At 68.5% G+C, this 15,776-nt stretch carries 16 protein-coding genes; 7 read left to right on the top strand and 9 right to left on the bottom strand.

Going from position 1 to position 15,776, the window contains the following annotated elements; all coding sequences use genetic code 11:
- Positions 1-67 precede the first annotated feature (67 nt).
- The 3 genes from rplI to MLE42_RS06520 all read left to right on the top strand — a co-directional run bounded on the left by rplI (position 68) and on the right by MLE42_RS06520 (position 1,939).
- Positions 68-517 carry a 50S ribosomal protein L9 gene (gene rplI / locus MLE42_RS06530; protein WP_243287079.1) on the top strand — a complete coding sequence of 150 codons (450 nt, stop codon included), beginning with the start codon at positions 68-70 and terminating at the stop codon, positions 515-517.
- 110 nt (positions 518-627) lie between these two features.
- Positions 628-927: an HU family DNA-binding protein gene (locus tag MLE42_RS06525; RefSeq protein WP_026853313.1), complete on the top strand. Its 300-nt coding sequence runs from the start codon at positions 628-630 to the stop codon at positions 925-927.
- A gap of 343 nt (positions 928-1,270) precedes the next feature.
- Positions 1,271-1,939, top strand: a complete 669-nt coding sequence (locus MLE42_RS06520; RefSeq protein ID WP_243287078.1) for a YqiA/YcfP family alpha/beta fold hydrolase — start codon at positions 1,271-1,273, stop codon at positions 1,937-1,939.
- On the opposite strand, the gene MLE42_RS06515 is transcribed toward MLE42_RS06520, so the two are convergent.
- Complete coding sequence (locus tag MLE42_RS06515; RefSeq protein ID WP_243287077.1) at positions 1,893-2,804, bottom strand: LysR family transcriptional regulator; 912 nt, start codon at positions 2,802-2,804, stop codon at positions 1,893-1,895. The genes MLE42_RS06520 and MLE42_RS06515 overlap by 47 nt on opposite strands.
- A gap of 84 nt (positions 2,805-2,888) precedes the next feature.
- Between MLE42_RS06515 and amaB the strand changes: the two genes are divergently transcribed.
- Positions 2,889-4,403, top strand: coding sequence for an L-piperidine-6-carboxylate dehydrogenase (gene amaB, locus MLE42_RS06510; protein WP_243287076.1), 1,515 nt, complete (start codon positions 2,889-2,891; stop codon positions 4,401-4,403).
- Positions 4,404-4,558: 155 nt separating this feature from the next.
- Complete coding sequence (locus MLE42_RS06505) at positions 4,559-6,247, top strand: sensor histidine kinase (RefSeq protein ID WP_243287075.1); 1,689 nt, start codon at positions 4,559-4,561, stop codon at positions 6,245-6,247.
- A gap of 1 nt (position 6,248) precedes the next feature.
- Here the strand turns inward: MLE42_RS06505 and thiS are convergent, their stop codons facing one another.
- The 8 genes from thiS to MLE42_RS06465 all read right to left on the bottom strand — a co-directional run bounded on the left by thiS (position 6,249) and on the right by MLE42_RS06465 (position 14,024).
- The gene (thiS, locus tag MLE42_RS06500) at positions 6,249-6,446 is read right to left on the bottom strand and encodes a sulfur carrier protein ThiS (RefSeq protein ID WP_243287074.1); all 198 of its coding nucleotides are present in this window, start codon (positions 6,444-6,446) and stop codon (positions 6,249-6,251) included.
- Between the two features lie 57 nt (positions 6,447-6,503).
- A complete protein-coding gene (locus MLE42_RS06495; RefSeq protein WP_420843084.1) occupies positions 6,504-8,633 on the bottom strand; it encodes an aldehyde ferredoxin oxidoreductase family protein in 2,130 nt (709 codons plus the stop codon).
- Positions 8,634-8,742: 109 nt separating this feature from the next.
- Complete coding sequence (locus MLE42_RS06490) at positions 8,743-9,165, bottom strand: 4Fe-4S binding protein (protein WP_243287072.1); 423 nt, start codon at positions 9,163-9,165, stop codon at positions 8,743-8,745.
- Positions 9,166-9,275: 110 nt separating this feature from the next.
- The gene (locus tag MLE42_RS06485; protein ID WP_243287071.1) at positions 9,276-10,394 is read right to left on the bottom strand and encodes an ABC transporter ATP-binding protein; all 1,119 of its coding nucleotides are present in this window, start codon (positions 10,392-10,394) and stop codon (positions 9,276-9,278) included.
- Entirely contained in the window at positions 10,391-11,089 is a 699-nt protein-coding gene (locus MLE42_RS06480) for an ABC transporter permease (RefSeq protein WP_243287070.1), read from the bottom strand. The genes MLE42_RS06485 and MLE42_RS06480 overlap by 4 nt, the downstream gene beginning before the upstream one ends.
- 6 nt (positions 11,090-11,095) lie before the next feature.
- Positions 11,096-12,727, bottom strand: a complete 1,632-nt coding sequence (gene pruA, locus MLE42_RS06475) for an L-glutamate gamma-semialdehyde dehydrogenase (RefSeq protein WP_243287069.1) — start codon at positions 12,725-12,727, stop codon at positions 11,096-11,098.
- 23 nt (positions 12,728-12,750) lie between these two features.
- Positions 12,751-13,587: an ABC transporter substrate-binding protein gene (locus MLE42_RS06470; RefSeq protein ID WP_243287068.1), complete on the bottom strand. Its 837-nt coding sequence runs from the start codon at positions 13,585-13,587 to the stop codon at positions 12,751-12,753.
- 77 nt (positions 13,588-13,664) lie between these two features.
- A complete protein-coding gene (locus MLE42_RS06465) occupies positions 13,665-14,024 on the bottom strand; it encodes a winged helix-turn-helix domain-containing protein (RefSeq protein WP_243287067.1) in 360 nt (119 codons plus the stop codon).
- Between the two features lie 62 nt (positions 14,025-14,086).
- On the opposite strand from MLE42_RS06465, the gene MLE42_RS06460 reads away from it, so the two are divergent.
- Positions 14,087-14,530 (top strand): hypothetical protein, encoded by a 444-nt coding sequence (locus tag MLE42_RS06460; RefSeq protein ID WP_243287066.1) that lies wholly within the window; start codon positions 14,087-14,089, stop codon positions 14,528-14,530.
- Positions 14,530-15,765 (top strand): molybdopterin molybdotransferase MoeA, encoded by a 1,236-nt coding sequence (locus tag MLE42_RS06455; RefSeq protein WP_243287065.1) that lies wholly within the window; start codon positions 14,530-14,532, stop codon positions 15,763-15,765. Before MLE42_RS06460 ends, MLE42_RS06455 begins: the two co-directional genes overlap by 1 nt.
- Positions 15,766-15,776: the final 11 nt, after the last annotated feature.

The following is a 15,776-nucleotide window of genomic DNA, read 5'->3' as shown; positions in this document are numbered from 1 at the left end:
CAAGCGGGGACAACGCGGGCAAGAAGCGCTGGCCGGACCATCCACCCATTCTATTCCTGGAGTTCCCATGGAAATCCTCCTCATCGAGAACGTGCCCAGCCTCGGCGCCCGCGGCGACGTCGTGAACGTCAAGGACGGCTATGCCCGCAATTTCCTGCTGCCGCGCAAGATGGCCCTGCCCGTCACCGCCGGCAACAAGCGCCAGATCGAGCTCGAGAAGATCCGCGCCGAGAAGCTCCGCGCCAAGGAACTGGCCGACGCCAAGAGCCTGGCCGAGAAGCTCGAGGCCGTGAGCCTCGCCGTGGCCAAGAAGGCCGGCGAGAACGGCCACCTCTTCGGTTCCGTCACCAACGCCGATGTCGCCGAGCTCTTCAAGGGCAAGGGCTTCACCCTGGACCGCCGCGACATCACCGTGCCCCACATCAAGGACGCGGGCACCTACACCGTGGATGTCCGCCTCTACAGCGGCGTGCACGCCAAGGTCAGCCTCGAAGTCACCGCCACCGCGGCCGAGTAGGCCCGCCCAGAACCCATCCCCCCACCCGGCCGGCTCCTCGCGGAGGCGCTGGTCCTGCCGGGATTCCGCGTCGTCGGATCCCGCCACACCCCATCCCAAGGAGTCCATCCATGGCGAAGACCACTGCCAAGCCTGAAACCCTCGGCATCGCCGAACTCGCCGCCACTCTGGCGGAGGCCCAGGACCTGTCCAAGGCCCGCGCCAAGGCCATCCTGGACGGCGTCCGCGACCACATCGTGGAGACCCTGCTCTCCGGCCAGCGCGTCAACCTCTTCGGTCTCGGCACCTTCGAAGTGCGCGCCACCAAGGAGAAGATGGGCCGCAACCCCAAGACCGGTGAAAGCATCCAGATCCCCGCCGGCCGCAAGGTCGTGTTCAAGACCGCCAAGGGTCTCAAGGATCAGATGTAACCGACCGCCGGGTGACTCCGAACGCGCCAGTGGCGCGTTCGGAGTCGGGACCCGGCGAGGAGGTTATGCCACAGACGCAGAAGGCCGCCGCGAGGCGGCCTTCGTCGTTGAGCCGGGGCCGTGCTCGGCAGGAGTCGGGACCCGGCGAGGAGGTTATGCCACAGACGCAGAAGGCCGCCGCGAGGCGGCCTTCGTCGTTGAGCCGGGGCCGTGCTCGGCAGGAGTCGGGACCCGACGAGGAGGCCTTCTTCGTTTAAGAGGATCTTCTTCTGCTGCCAGCCAAGCTGGCAGACCTGCGCCAAACCGCATCGCGGTTTGGCGCCATCCAGGCGCATGATCGATCATGGCCCTCATCTACCTCCACGGCTTCTCCTCCGCCCCCGGCGGGAACAAGGGGCGCTTCACGCGGCAGTGGGCGGAGGCCCATGGAATCGCCTTCCATGCGCCGGACCTGAACCTGCCGACCTTCGAGGCCCTCACGGTCACGGCCCAGGTGGAGGCGGTGGAGGCCCTGGTGCGGAGCCTTCCCGAACCGCCGGTGCTGGTGGGGAGTTCCATGGGCGGCTTCGTCGCCACGGCGGTGGCCCACCGGGGCAGCCCTCTGCGCTCGCTGATCCTGTTGGCCCCGGCCATCCACTTTGCCGCACGCCGCATGACCCATCCCGCCTGGGCCGCCTACCGGGAGCGCGGGGAGATGGAGGTCTTCCACCACGGGGAGGGACGGCCCCTGCGGCTGGGCCCGGACTTGCTCCGGGACCTCCCGCGCTGGCAGGGCGACGATGCATGGCGCATTCCCGTGCCCACGGTGATCCTCCATGGCCGGGCGGACGAATCCGTCCCCCTGGCTGAGAGCGAAGCCTATGCGGCCAGGAACCGGGGCACGGTCCTCCACGTCCTCGAGGATGACCACGGGCTGCTGGCGCCGCCGTCGCTGGCCTGCCTGGAAGCGGCACTGGAGGCGGCCTTCAGGAGCCGAATTCCGCCGGACTCAACGACTGCAGGTACCGTGTGAGCAGCTTCTGCTTCTCCTGGCCGGCCTTCACCTTCTTCTGGTAGATGGAGAACCGGTCCTCGGCGGGGCGGATGGTGGGGAAGAGGGCCACGAGGTCACCCCGCTCCAGCTCCTCCAGCACGCTGTAGCGCGGCACCAGCAGCGCGCCCATGCCTTCCGCCGCGGCGTGGATCATGGCGCGGATGTGGTCGACGGCGATGAACCGCTCCAGCTGAGGCTGGTCCCGGCCGGGGATGGCCATGAGGAAGCGGTTCCACCAGGTTCCGGCCTTGTCGAGGGACAGCACCGGGCACCGGCCCAGGTCACCGGGGACCCGGATGCGGTGGGCCTTGCGGAACGCAGGCGCGCAGGCCACCACGTAGGTTTCCCGGAAGAGGGGGGTCTTCTTCAGGGTGGGCAGCAGGTATTCCTGGCAGTCGATGATCAGGTCAAGGTCGTCGCGCAGGAGGGGCGCCAGCAGATCGTGGCTGAGGGTGAAGTCGATCTCCAGATCCGGGTTCGCGGCCAGGAAGGGCTGCATGTGGCGCATGAGGATGCTGCTGCCGAACTCCACGGTGGCGCCCACGCGCAGCCGGCCCTTCGACAGGCTCTGATGGCGGCGCAGGTCCTCCGAGGCCGCGTCCAGGGTCGCAAAGACCTGCTCGCAGGCCTGGTAGAGCCGGCGGCCCTCCTCGGTCAGGCCCAGGCTGCGCCCCCGGCGTTCCAGGAGGCGGACGCCGGCCAGCTCCTCCAGCTTGGCCATGGCGTGGCTGACGGCGGACTGGGTGCGGTTCAGCCGGCGGGCGCAGGCGGTGAAGCTGCCGGTCTGGGCCAGGGTGAAGAAGGTCCGGAGCTGGGGGAGATCCAGGAGGGCATCCATGATCATGAATCATATTCATGTCAGGCGTGAATCGAATGAATTTCATCATTGACACAAAAAAAGATACAAATGCCGTAGGGAGGTGCGGCCATGCAGGACGTGCTGAAGGCGCTGGGCATGTCGGATTCGAATCGGGGCGGGTTCTCGGGCGAGTGGACCGGAAGCGGGAAGATCCAGGCCGTGGTGTCCCCCATCGACGGCGCGAAGCTGGCCGATGTGGCCAACGTGACGCCTGCGGAATTCGAGGCCGTCCTGGCCCGCTGTCATGCGGCCTTCGCCTCCTGGAAGCTGGTGCCCGCGCCCAAGCGGGGCGAGGTGGTGCGGGCCCTGGGCGACGAGCTGCGGAAGCACAAGGAGGCCCTGGGCACGCTCGTGAGCCTCGAGATGGGCAAGGCCCTGCGCGAGGGCCTGGGCGAGGTCCAGGAGATGATCGACATCTGCGATTTCGCCGTGGGCCTCTCCCGCCAGCTCTATGGCCTCACCATGCCCAGCGAGCGCCGCCAGCACCGCCTGCAGGAGCAGTGGCATCCCCTGGGCGTGGTGGGCGTCATCACCGCCTTCAACTTCCCGGTGGCGGTGTGGAGCTGGAACACGGCCCTGGCCCTGGTCTGCGGCGACACCGTGCTGTGGAAGCCCTCCTCCAAGACGCCCCTGACCGCCATCGCCTGCACCCGGATCGCCGAGAAGGTGCTGCGCGACTTCGGCTACGACCCCGCCATCTGCAGCCTGGCCATCGGCAAGGGCAGCGAGATCGGCGACCTCATCAACACCGATCCGCGCGTGGCCCTGGTGTCGTACACGGGCTCCGTGCCCGGCGGCAGGCACGTGGGCAGGTTGGTGCAGGAGCGCTTCGGTCGCCACATCCTCGAGCTGGGCGGCAACGGCGCCGTGATCGTCAGCGAGAAGGGGGACCTCGAGATCGCGCTGCGCTCCATCTACTTCGGCGCCATCGGCACCTCCGGTCAACGCTGCACCTCCACCCGCCGCGTCATTGTCCACGAGTCCATCTACCCGGCCTTCCGCGACCGCCTGCTGGACCTCTACCGCAAGACGCCCATCGGCGATCCCCGCATGGACGGGAACCTCATGGGCCCCCTGGTGGACAGGGCCGCCGTGGAGACCATGCTCGCGGCCATCGAGACGGTGAAGGTCCAGGGCGGGAAGGTCCTCTTCGGTGGCGAGAAACTGCCGAACGCCGGCGGCTGCTACATCACGCCCTGCCTCGTCGAGGTGCCCGGCAACCTGCCCATCGTGAAGGAGGAGACCTTCGCGCCGGTGCTCTACCTCATGGCCTACCGGACCATCGAGGAGGCCATCGCCCTCCAGAACGGCGTGTCCCAGGGCCTTTCCAGCGCCATCATCACCAACGACCAGCGCGAGAGCGAGCTGTTCCTGTCCGCGGCCGGCAGCGATTGCGGCCTGGCCAATGTGAACACGGGCACCAGCGGCGCGGAGATCGGCGGGGCCTTCGGCGGGGAGAAGGAGACCGGCGGGGGCCGGGAGAGCGGCTCCGACGCATGGAAGGCCTACATGCGCCGCCAGACCAGCGCCATCAACTTCAGCGGCCAGGTGGAGTTGGCCCAGGGCATCACCCTGGAGCTCTGAATCCGCTGGCCGGGTTTCAGCCGGGCCATTCCAGAGGCACTCGGGTAGACTCTAGGCAGAATTAACCGTGAGGCTGACCAGTGCCCGGGCCAACCCCCCGTCTCCATCCGTCTGACCCAGCGGCGGCTCCGGTCTCCGCCGGGGGAGGCGGCGCTTTGGCCCGGACGGCCCGGGGCGCGCTGGTGGTGGCCTGGCTCGGCGTGACGCTGGCGCACCTGGCCCTTCCGGCGGCGCAGCGCGTCCATGCGTGGCCCCTGGGCTATCTGCTCCTGGAGATCCTGGCTTTCCTGAGCCTGAGCCACCGGGCCTGGCGGGCTCCGTCGGGCGAGCGGATGGCCTGGCTGCTGCTGGCCGTGTCCGCCTTCTTCGAGGTGCCCAGCCTGCTCCTCACCTTCAGCAGCCACGGACAGGCGGTGCCGGAGATCTCCTTCCTGGTCAGCCTCCTGAGCCTGGCCACGGGCATCCTGGCCTTGGCGGGCGTCCTGAGCTTTCCGAAGGAACCGGGGCCGGGCAGCCTGTTCCGCAGGCGGGCCCTGGACAGCCTCATCTTCGCCACTTCCCTCCTCTTCCTGCTCCTCGCGATGGGCGTGCAGGGCTCCCTGCGCGCCTCGAGCCAGGGTATGGGACTCCGGGTCCTGGCGGCCTACCTCAACGCGGCCCTCCTCGGGGGCGGCCTGGTCTTCATGACCTCCTATCATCCCGGCCACATCCGGGGTCCCCTCGGATGGCTGTCCGCCTCGGCCCTGGCTTGGCTCTCGGCCCTGTCCTGCTGGGCCCTGGCCGGCCTGCCTTCCGTCACCTCGCCCCACGCCTGGATCGTCCTGGCCGGGGGGATCCCGTTCTTCCAGGGCCTGGCGGCCTGGTCCCCGCAGCCCAAGGTGTCGCGGGCCTCGCGGGCGACCGACGGGAAGCGGCTGGTGCGGCTGTTCCCCTACCTGCCAGTTCTCGCCGCGATCCTCGTCCTGGCGGCCCTCCTGCCCCGGGGGCCGCTGGAGTTGATGCGCGGCGCCATCGGCGCCTTCCTGCTCATGGTCGCCCTCCTGCTCCTGCGCCAGTTCCTGGCCATCCTGGACCTCCGGGCCGCCCGGCGGACCTTGGAGGAGCGGGTCCAGCATCGGACGGAGGCTCTCGAGCATGCCCAGGAGGCCCTGCTGAGGACGGAGCGCATGAATACGCTGGCCCTCATGGGCGCCGGGCTGGCCCACGATCTGAACAACCTCCTGAGCGTCCTGAAAAGCTCCGCGGAGCTGGCCCTCATGAACCTTGAGGAAGGCCGGCCCGCGGGCCCGGAGGATCTCCAGAGAATGACCTCCGCCGCCAGTCGCGCCGCCACCCTGACCAGCCGGCTCATGCGGTTCGTGAGCCGCGAGTCCGAGGACCTGGCGCCCGTGGACCTGGGCCAGGAGCTGCGGGACATGGAGGCGACGCTGCGCCTCCTCATTCCCCGGACGGTGGAGCTGTGCATCGAAGTGGCCCCTTCCGAGACCCTGATCGTGCAGAGCTCCAGGCTCCGGCTGGAGCAGATGCTGGTGAACCTGGTGGCCAATGCGCGGGATGCCATGGTCGAGGGCGGAAAGCTCGCCATCCGGGCGGGGGCCGACGGACCCGAGACGGCCATGGCGCGGATCGATGTGGTCGATTCCGGGATCGGCATGCCCCCGGAGATCCTCGACCGCATCTTCGATCCCTTCTTCACCACCAAGGCCCCCGGCAAGGGCACCGGGCTGGGCTTGCCCTCCCTCAAGGCGCTGGTGGAGGAAGGCGAAGGCCGCATGGAGGTGGCCAGCGAACCGGGCAAGGGCTCCCGGTTCACCATCTTCCTCCCGCGGCTGAACGCCCTCTGAATCAGCCCCCGCTGATGAGGTGGATGACCTTCACCACGGCCCCGTCGGGGACCGTGGTGGTGTCGTAGTCGGCCTTCGCCACCAGGACGTCGTTCACGTGGATGACCAGCATGGGAAAGCGGTAGTTCCGGACGCGGAGGATGTCCCGGACTGTCATGCCCGCATGCCAGTTGAGCGGCTCCTCATTCACCAGGATCATCGGTTTCCTGCCTATGCTTTTTACCAAGAAAACCGGCCGCGAATGCGGCCGGTTTTCTCAGAGGTGCTGCTTGACCACGTCCACCACTTCCGGGAAGGCGTCGAGGCCCAGTTCCTGGAGGCGCGCCAGGGTGGGCACGCCATCCAGCGTCCAGCCGCGGCGGGTGTAGACGCTGTCCATGAGCTTGGAGAAGCGATCCGTGCGCCACTTCCGGTGCATGGCCATCTTCTCCTCGGTGCTCTTGCCCGCGGGGTCGAGGCCCATCTCCGTGATGATCTGCTGGTCGTAGCGCTCGGCGCGGGACTCGTACTCCTCCTTCGTCACGGGGCCCAGGGAGCGGTAGGGCGCCGCGTCGTGGAGCCTCAGGCCCTTGCCCATGCGGATGTTGAACACGCGCTGGAAGTTGTAGACCCGCGCGGACTGCATGATCAGGTCTTCCTTGTCGATCTTCACGCCCGTGGTGGCGCTGAAGAGGTCCACATAGTTCTGCACGTGCTCGGGCACCTTGTGGGCCTCGGGCTGCTCGGAGTTGTTGGCGGGAACCACGTCATTCCAGGGCAGCTTGCAGAAGCCGTTGAGGCCGAACCAGGTGCGGAAGAGGGGGAAGTAGTAGAGCGCTTCCGCCTTGTCCTCGAAGGTGGGGATCTGCTTGTTCACCATGTCCATGAAGATCAGCCAGGCCTCGTCGTGCTGGGGGCCCTTGTTGGTGAGCGCGTAGCCGCCCTGCTGGGCCAGCGATTCCTTCGACATGTACTGGGAGTACTCCAGGCCCTTGTTCTCCATGCCGATGTCGTTGATGAGCTGCGGATCGCCCCAGCCCTGCTGGATGAAGTACTCCTTCATCTTCTTCACACCCAGGCCGGCGATCTTGCCGAAACCCTCGCCGCGGGCCATCCGGTGCATCATCTCGAGGTCGGCCTCGGCGTTGCCCCAGGTCATCTCCAGGCCGCCGGTGCGCTCCTTGTTTAGGATGCCGCGCTGGTAGCACTCCATGACGAAGGCCGTGAGGGTGCCGTAGGTGATGGTGCAGATCCCGTAGGTGTCGCAGTAGAAGTTCAGTTCCAGCAGGTAGTCGGGGTCGAAGACGCCGCAGTTGGAGCCCAGGCCCGCCGCGTTCTCGTACTCGGGGCCGTCCACGGTGACCATGTCCCCCTTGTAGGGGCCGGTCTTCAGCACCAGGCCGTCGGCGCCCTTGGCGCAGGCCATGGAGCAGCCGTACCAGCAGCCGTCCACGGTGTGCTGGGTGCAGCGCTGCTGCCAGTAGCTGGAGTCGATCTTGTGGACCTCCGGGTGCGAGCCGTACTGGAAGTTGTGGACGGGCAGCAGATCGTAGGCGTCCATGATCTCGACGATGTGGGCCGTGCCGTTGCGGCGCATCATGCACTGGCCGCCGTCGTTCTCCCGGATCTCCTTGTGGTACTTGATGCCGGTCTTGGCGATGGTCTCGGGATCCACCGGGTGGTTCAGGTCGCCCGCGACCTTGGGCCCGCGGACGACGAGCGCGCGGATGCGCTTGTCCCGGAACACGGTGCCGATGCCGCCCCGGCCCGCCTGCTTGAAGCGCACGCACTTGCGGCGGCGGTCGTAGAAGGAGAAGTTGAGCATGCCGATGAGGCTGTGGGCGGCGGCGGCGCCGGTGGAGACCACCGAGACATTCGGCAGGTCCTTCTCACCCTCGGCATAGAGGTGCGTGAGCAGCTCGGCCAATACGTGGCTGTCCTCGGGTCCGCCCGCCACCTCCTCGACGCGGATGAGGCCCTTCACGCCGTCGATGAACAGGATGATGTCCTTCTCGGCCTTGCCCTGGAGCTCCAGCGCGTCGAAGCCCGAGAACTTCAGCAGGGGGCCGTAGAAGCCTCCCACGTTGGAGTCGATGGGGATGTCCGTCTGGGGCGAGAGGCTCACCACCAGCGACTTGCCCGTGCCCGCGTACTGGGTCATGCCGGCCACGGGCCCGGGGCTGATGACGATCTCGTTCTCGGGATCGTTCCAGCGGGTGGTGGGCTTCACGGCGTTCCACAGGTGGTAGAGGCCGAAGCCGCGGCCGCCGATGAAGACGTCCTTCATCTGCTGGGTGACAGGCTTCTCCGTGACTTCGAGGCTTCCCACGTTCACGTAGAGCGTGCGGTTGGTGTAGCCCTTGTCCGGCAGGCTGGGCTGGAAGGGCACCTCCTTGACGGTGCGCATCCCGGCGCGGAGGGCCTCGAGCTGGTCGAGGTACTCCGTGCGCTTCGTGTAGTCGATGTCCATGACTTTGCTGGGATCGAAGACGAGCTGGCTCATGGGATTCCCTTTCTCAGATGATCCGGACGGCCGGCTCGGGGACGTCTTGAATGGAGAGGGCCCCGTGGGGGCAGACCTTCACGCAGACGCCGCAGGACGTGCACTTGTGGGGGACGATCCAGTCCGGGTTCCGCATGAAGGCATCCTTCTCGCAGAAGCCGATGCACATGTAGCAGCCCACGCAGAGCTGCTTGTCGATCATCACCACGCCCAGCTTGTTGCGCTTGAGGGCCTCGGAGGGGCAGACCACGATGCAGTCACCGCACTGGTCGCAGAGGACGGCCTTGCCGCCGCCGTCCTCGTAGGCCTTGATCTGGAGGGCGGCCTGGGCGGGGTCATCCACCTTGAAGACCTTGACGGCGCACTCCATCTCGCACTCGTGGTTGCAGTTGCGCCCTGCATCGCACTTCTGGAAATCGATCACCAGCTGTTTCATGGCTCGGAGGCCTCCGGGAACGGACCTTTGACGACACGCCAATCTGAAGTGGTCGGGACCACCCCAGATGCGAGGCTAGTCCGGGCTCGGACCCCCGGCAATGGACGCGGTCACACTTCGGAGTCGAGGCCCTCCCGCCGGATGAGGTGGGCGGCGGTGGCCTTGAAGGAGGCCACGATGGCGCCGCCTGGGGCAAGCCCCAGTTCTGCCAGGGATTGCGCGGTCACATAGGCCGCCAGGAAGAAGCCGCAATCCAGCTCCACCTTGAAGAAGGGGCCCCGGGGGACGACCTTCGTGACAGTGCCCGGGAAGGCGTTCCGGGCGCTGCTGGATTTGTCGGTCTGTAAAGACAGGGCCACGTGCTCCGGGCGGATGCCCACCAGGATCGTCTGGCCGGGCCGTGCCTCGCCCACGGCCAGGACCTCGTGGCCGTCTCCGCCCTTCCCGAGGCGCAGGGTGAGCAGGCCCTCGCCGCTGGCGGCCACCTGGCCCTTGAGCAGGGTCTCCATGCCCACGAAGGCGGCCACGAAGGGATCCTCGGGGTGGTTCATGACCTCCCGCAGGCCCCCGGTCTGGAGGACGCGCCCATCCCTCATCACGGCCAGGCGGTGCCCGAGGCGCGCGGCCTCGGCCTGGTCGTGGGTGGAGAGGACGGCGGTGCTGCCGGTTTCCGCCAGGATGCGGCCCAGGTCGTCGAGGAGGCCCTCCCGGGCGGGCGCGTCCAGGGAGGCGAAGGGTTCGTCGAGGAAGAGGATCTCCGGCCCCAGGGCGAAGGCCCGGGCCAGGGCCGTGCGCTGGGCCTCGCCGCCGGAGAGCTGCCGGGCCGGGCGACCCAGCAGGTGCCCGATGCCCAGGCGCTGGGCCCAGGCGCGCACGGCGGGCTCGCGCACGGCGGCGGGGATGCCGCGCAGCTTGAGGCCCGCGGCGATGTTCTGGGCCACGGTGGTGTCGAAGAGGAGCGGATCCTGGAAGACCATGGTCATGCGGCGCCGGTAGGCCTCGCGCTCCGGTCGGGAGCCGAGTTCCGCGCCCTTGAAGCGGAGGCTCCCCCGGGACAGGGGCAGCAGGCCCGCCAGAGCCAGCATCAGCGTGCTTTTCCCGGCGCCGTTGGGGCCCATGAGGGCCAGCACTTCGCCCGCCCGCAGGTCCAGCGCGGGCACGTCGAGGACCTGCACCTGGCCCCGGTGGACCTGGAGGTTCCGCGCCTCCAGCACGGTCGCGCGGCTCATCGGGGCCGGTTCCGCTGCTGCAGGTGCGTCAGCACGGCGTTCACCGTGAAGGCCAGCACGAGCAGGAGGATGCTGAGGGCGAAGGCCACCTCGAAGTTGCCCTTGCTGGTCTCCATGACCGTGGCCGTGGTGAGCACCCGCGTCTGGCCCTTGATGTTGCCGCCCACCATGATGGAGGCGCCCACTTCCGAGATGACGCCGCCGAAGCCCGCCATCACGGCCGCCAGCAGGGGCAGGCGGGCCTCCTTCAGCAGCAGCCACACCATCTGGGGCCGCGAGGCGCCCAGGGCCAGGATCTGCAGCCGCAGGCCCGGCGGCAGGTGCTGGAGGGCCGAGAGGCTGATGCCGGCGATGATGGGCGAGGCGATGACCGCCTGGGCCAGAATCATGGCCGCGGGGGTGTAGAGGATCTCCAGGAAGCCGAAGGGGCCGTTGCGCCACAGCAGCACGGTGACAAAGAGGCCCACCACCACCGGCGGCAGGCCCATGCCCGTGTTGAGGAGGGCGATGACGAGCCGCTTGCCGGGGAATTCGTTCAGGGCCACGGGCACGGCGATGCCCAGGCCGATCACCAGGCTGATGAGGGTGGCCAGGCCCGACACCTCGAGGGAGAGCAGGGTGATCCGGAGGACCTCGGGATCCAGCGTGAGCAGCAGCTCCAGCGCCTTCCGAAGGCCCTCCCAGATCAGGTCCATGGGCTCCTATTCTTGCTCGAGGAACGGGAACTTGAGGTCCCGCGGTGGCGTGAAGCTCTCCTTGATGGTGCGGGGAGAGGTCCAGCGGATCAAGTTGAGGAAGCTGCCCGCCTTGTCGTTGGTGCCCGAGGCGCGGGCCCCGCCGAAGGGCTGGTGGCCCACCACGGCGCCGGTGGGCTTGTCGTTGATGTAGAAGTTCCCGGCGGTGTTGGCCAGGGCGTCCGTGAGGTGGTTGATCACGTAGCGGTCGCGGGCGAAGATGGCGCCGGTCAGCGCGTAGGGCGAAGTCTCGTCCAGCACCTTCAGGGTCTCGTCCAGCCTGGCGTCGTCGTAGACGTAGAGGGTGACCACCGGCGCGAAGATCTCCTCCTGCATGGTGACGAACCTGGGATCCGTGGTGACGATGATGGTGGGCTCCACGAACCAGCCCTTGGACTTGTCGCCCTTGCCGCCCACGAGGATCTCGGCGTCCTTCGAGGCCTTCGCCAGCTCGATGTACTTCATGGCGTTGTCGAAGGAGGCCTCGTCGATCACCGCATTGAAGAAGTTGCGGAAGTCGCGCACGTCGCCCATGCGGATTTCGCCCATCAGGCCCAGCAGGCGCGCCTTCAGCTCTGCCCAGCGGGAGGCGGGGGCGTAGACGCGGGAGCAGGCCGAGCACTTCTGGCCCTGGTACTCGAAGCCCGCGCGCACGATGGCCGCGGCGGTCTCGTCCACGTCCCCGGAGGCGTGCATGAAGACATAGTCCTTGCCGCCGGTCTCGCCCACCAGGCGCGGATAGCTCCGGTAGCGCTCCAGGTTGGCGCTGATGGTCTTCCACATGCCGTTGAAGACGCCGGTGGAGCCCGTGAAGTGGAGGCCCGCGAAGTTGGGGTCCTCCAGGGCGATCTTGCCGATCATGGAGCCGCGGCCGGGGATGAAGTTGATGACGCCGTCCGGCAGGCCAGCCTCCTTGTAGAGCTGCATCAGGTAGTGGTTCGACACCACGGAGGTGGAGGCGGGCTTCCACACCACGGTGTTGCCCATGAGGGCCGGGGCCGTGGGCAGGTTGGCGGCGATGGCCGTGAAGTTGAAGGGCGTCACGGCGAAGACGAAGCCCTCGAGGGCGCGGTAGTGGACGCGGTTCCACACGTGGGGATCGGAGATGGGCTGCTGCTTGTAGATCTCCTCCATGAACTTCGCGTTGTAGCGGAAGAAGTCCGCCGTCTCGCAGGTGCTGTCGATCTCCGCCTGGTAGGCGCTCTTGGACTGGCCCAGCATGGTGGCGGCGTTCAGGATGTAGCGGTACTTCGTGGAGATGAGGCTGGCCACCTTGTGGAAGATGGCCGCGCGATCCTCCCAGGGCGTGGCCTCCCAGTCCTTCTTGGCCTTCATGGCCGCGTCGATGGCCAGGCGCACTTCTGCCTCGCCAGCCTCGTGGTAGCGGGCCAGCACGTGCTGGTGATCGTGGGGGCAGACGGCCTTCTGGGTCTTGCCCGTGCGGACTTCCTGCCCGCCGATGATCAGCGGGATGTCCAGTTCCAGGGCGTACTGGCGCTCCAGCTCGGCCTTCAGGAGGGCGCGCTCCTTGGAGCCGGGCGCGTAGGGGAGGATGGGCTCATTGTGTGATTCAGGCAGGCTGAAGATGGCGTTGGACATGGGGTTCCCTCCGTCCGGCCCGCCTATTCCGGCTTGCCGGCATCAGGAAAGAATAACGGTGATCCAAAGGTTCCAATTCCGAATTCTTTGATGGTGGTCTGCACATCTTTCGACACCAGGAAGTCAGCAAAGGCGCGGGCTCCGGGGGTGTTCACCTTGGGATGCCGCGCCGGATTGACCTCGATGACATGGTAGACATTCAAGAGAGCGGCATCGCCTTCGCTGAGGATCTCCAGCCCGAGCTTTTTACGCAGGGCCAGGTAGGTGCCGCGATCTGACAGTGTGTAAGCCCGCTTCTCGGAGGCCACGGCCAGGGTCTGGCCCATGCCGAGGCCGGTCTGCTGGTACCAGGCCTGGCCCTCGGGCTTGAGGCCGGCCACGGCCCAGAGCTTCTTCTCCTGGGCATGGGTGCCGGAGTTGTCACCCCGGGAGATGAAGGGGGCGTGGCCCGCCGCAACGGCCTGGAGCGCCGCGGCGGCGGCCTTCCCGCGCACATGCGCGGGGTCCCCGGCGGGGCCCAGGAGGATGAAGTCGTTGTGCATGACGAGGCGGCGGTTCACGCCAGAGCCTTCGGTCATGAGTGCTTTTTCGGCATCCGGAGAATGCACGAGGAGCACGTCCGCCTCGCCCTTCTTCCCCATGGCGAGGGCCTGGCCCGATCCCACGGCGATGGTCTTCACCACGTAGCCGGTCTGCTTCTCGAAGCGAGGAATGAGCTCGTCCAGCAGGCCGGAGTCCTGAGTGCTGGTGGTGGTGGCGAGGATGACCGCCTTCGTGGCCGGCTGCCCCGCGCCCAGGCCCACACAGGCCAGGGATGCGGCGAGCAGCCAGGTCCAGCCGGTGAATCTCGGGATCCGCATGGGGCCTCCATCCAATATGTCCGAAAGAATACAACGAAAGGTAAAGCCGGACCGGGCCGGCCGGCGGGATTGTGACCTCAGTCCAGCAGCCGCTTCCGGAAGGCCCGCACATCGCCGGCGATGGCCTCGGCAGCCTTGGCCTGGATGACGCGGAAGCGGGCCAGGGCCTCCGCGCCGGTGGGGGTGAGGACCGCCCCGCCACCCCGGTGGCCGCCCTTGGCCGCGGCCACCACGGGTGCATGGAAGCACTGGTTCATCTCGTCCACCAGCAGCCAGGCCTTGCGGTAGCTCATCTCCAGGTGCCGGGCCGCCGCGGAGATGGAGCCCGTCTGGCCGATGGCCTCCAGCAGGTCCGCCTTGCCCTGGCCGATGGCGATGTCGGTGCCGTAGGCGATGCGGATGCGGATGGACGCGGCGGGGGAGGCGGGCTTGGCCATGGGGACCTCGGGGCGAACCCATTTCAGCACGGGCGGGAAGGGGAATCTGCTAGAAGGGAGGGATGGATGACAGGCGCGCGGACAAGCCGGCCCCTCGCACCCTCCGGGCGCGGCTCTTCCCGGAGCGACCCCGCTTCTTCCCCTGGGCGCGGCCGGTCCAGCTCATCCTTCGGAGCCTCCACATCGCCGCCATGGCCCTGGTGGTGGGGGCGCTGCCCTTCGGCGCCGGCTTCGAGGCCCTGCGAACACCCATCCTCGTCGCCGTGGCCAGCGGCGCCCTCCTCTTCGCCATCGACCTGGCCCGGGACGCGGGCATCCTCGTCCAGGGCAGCGGCGTGGCCGTGCTGGTGAAGCTGGTCCTGCTGGGCCTGGGCGCCCTCCAGCCCGCGCACCGCCTGCCCTGGTACCTGGCCGCCACCCTGGTGGCCTCGGTGGGATCGCACATGACCGGAAGCTGGCGGCACTTCTCCTTCGTCCAGTGGAAGGTCCTGAGGTACCCCGACTGATGCCGACCCCTGCCGAAGCCCTCGCCCTGATCCTGGACCGCGTGGCGCCCCTGCCCCCACGCCGCCTGCCCCTCGCGGAAGCCCAGGGTCTGGCCGCCGCCGAGGCCCTGGTGTCCACCGAGCAGGTGCCGCCCTTCACCAATTCCGCCATGGACGGCTACGCCGTGCGGGCTGTGGATCTCGCGGCGGCTTCCGCCGAGCATCCGGTCCGGCTGCACGTGCTGGGGGACCTCGCGGCTGGGGCCACGCCGGGCCGGGCCGTCGCGCCCGGCACGGCCTGGCGCATCATGACCGGCGCGCCCCTGCCCGAGGGCGCCGACACCGTGGTGCCCGTGGAGGACACCACGCGCGGCGAGGACGGCGGGGACTGGGTGGGCGTCCGCGCGCCCCTTCGCCTGGGCGTCCACGTGCGCCACGCGGGCGAGGACATCCAGGCCGGGCTCGCCCTGGTGCCGGCCGGGCGCGCCCTGCGGCCGGGCGACCTGGGTGTGCTGGCCGCCGTGGGGATGCCCGCCGTGCCGGTCCATCCGCGGGTCAGGGTGGCCGTGCTCACCACGGGGGACGAGCTGGTGGATGCCTCCGAGCGGCCCGGTCCCGGCCAGATCCGCGACGCGAACATCCACGCAGTCTGCGCCCAGGTGGCGGCCTGCGGAGCGGTTCCCATGCCCTTCGCCCGGGTGCGGGACGACCGGGCCACGCTGACGGCTGTACTGCGCGAGGCCATGCAGGCCGACGCCATCCTCACCACCGGCGGCATCTCCGTGGGCGACTACGACTTCGTGAAGCCCATCCTGGAGGAGCTGGGAGCGCGCCGCGTCTTCTGGAAGGTGGCCCAGAAGCCCGGCGGACCCCTGGGTTTCTGGATGTTGGGCGAGAAGCCCATCTTCGGGATCCCGGGCAACCCCGTGGCCGCCATGCTGATGGTGGAGGAGTACGTGCGGCCCGCCCTGCGGCGCCTCATGGGCTTCTCCGCGCTGCACCGCCCCGTGGCCGAGGCGGTGCTGGAGGACGGCTGGAGCGGCAAGCCCGGCGACCGCCGCACCACCTTCCTGCGCGTGGTGGCCCGCCGCGAAGGGGACCAGCTCCTGGCGCGCCTCACGGGGCCCCAGGGCTCCGCCATCCTCTCCTCCATGCTCCACGCCAACGCCCTGGCCGTGATCCCTGCCGGCATGGATCGCGTGGAGCCGGGCGGCTCGGTGACGCTCCACCTCACCGAGCTGGCGGAAGACCACTGACCTCATTGGTG

This window comes from Geothrix terrae, assembly GCF_022808775.1.
GTDB lineage: Bacteria > Acidobacteriota > Holophagae > Holophagales > Holophagaceae > Geothrix > Geothrix terrae.
The sequence above is the reverse complement of the archived record's forward strand: the minus strand, read 5'-3'. Positions and strand labels throughout refer to the sequence as shown.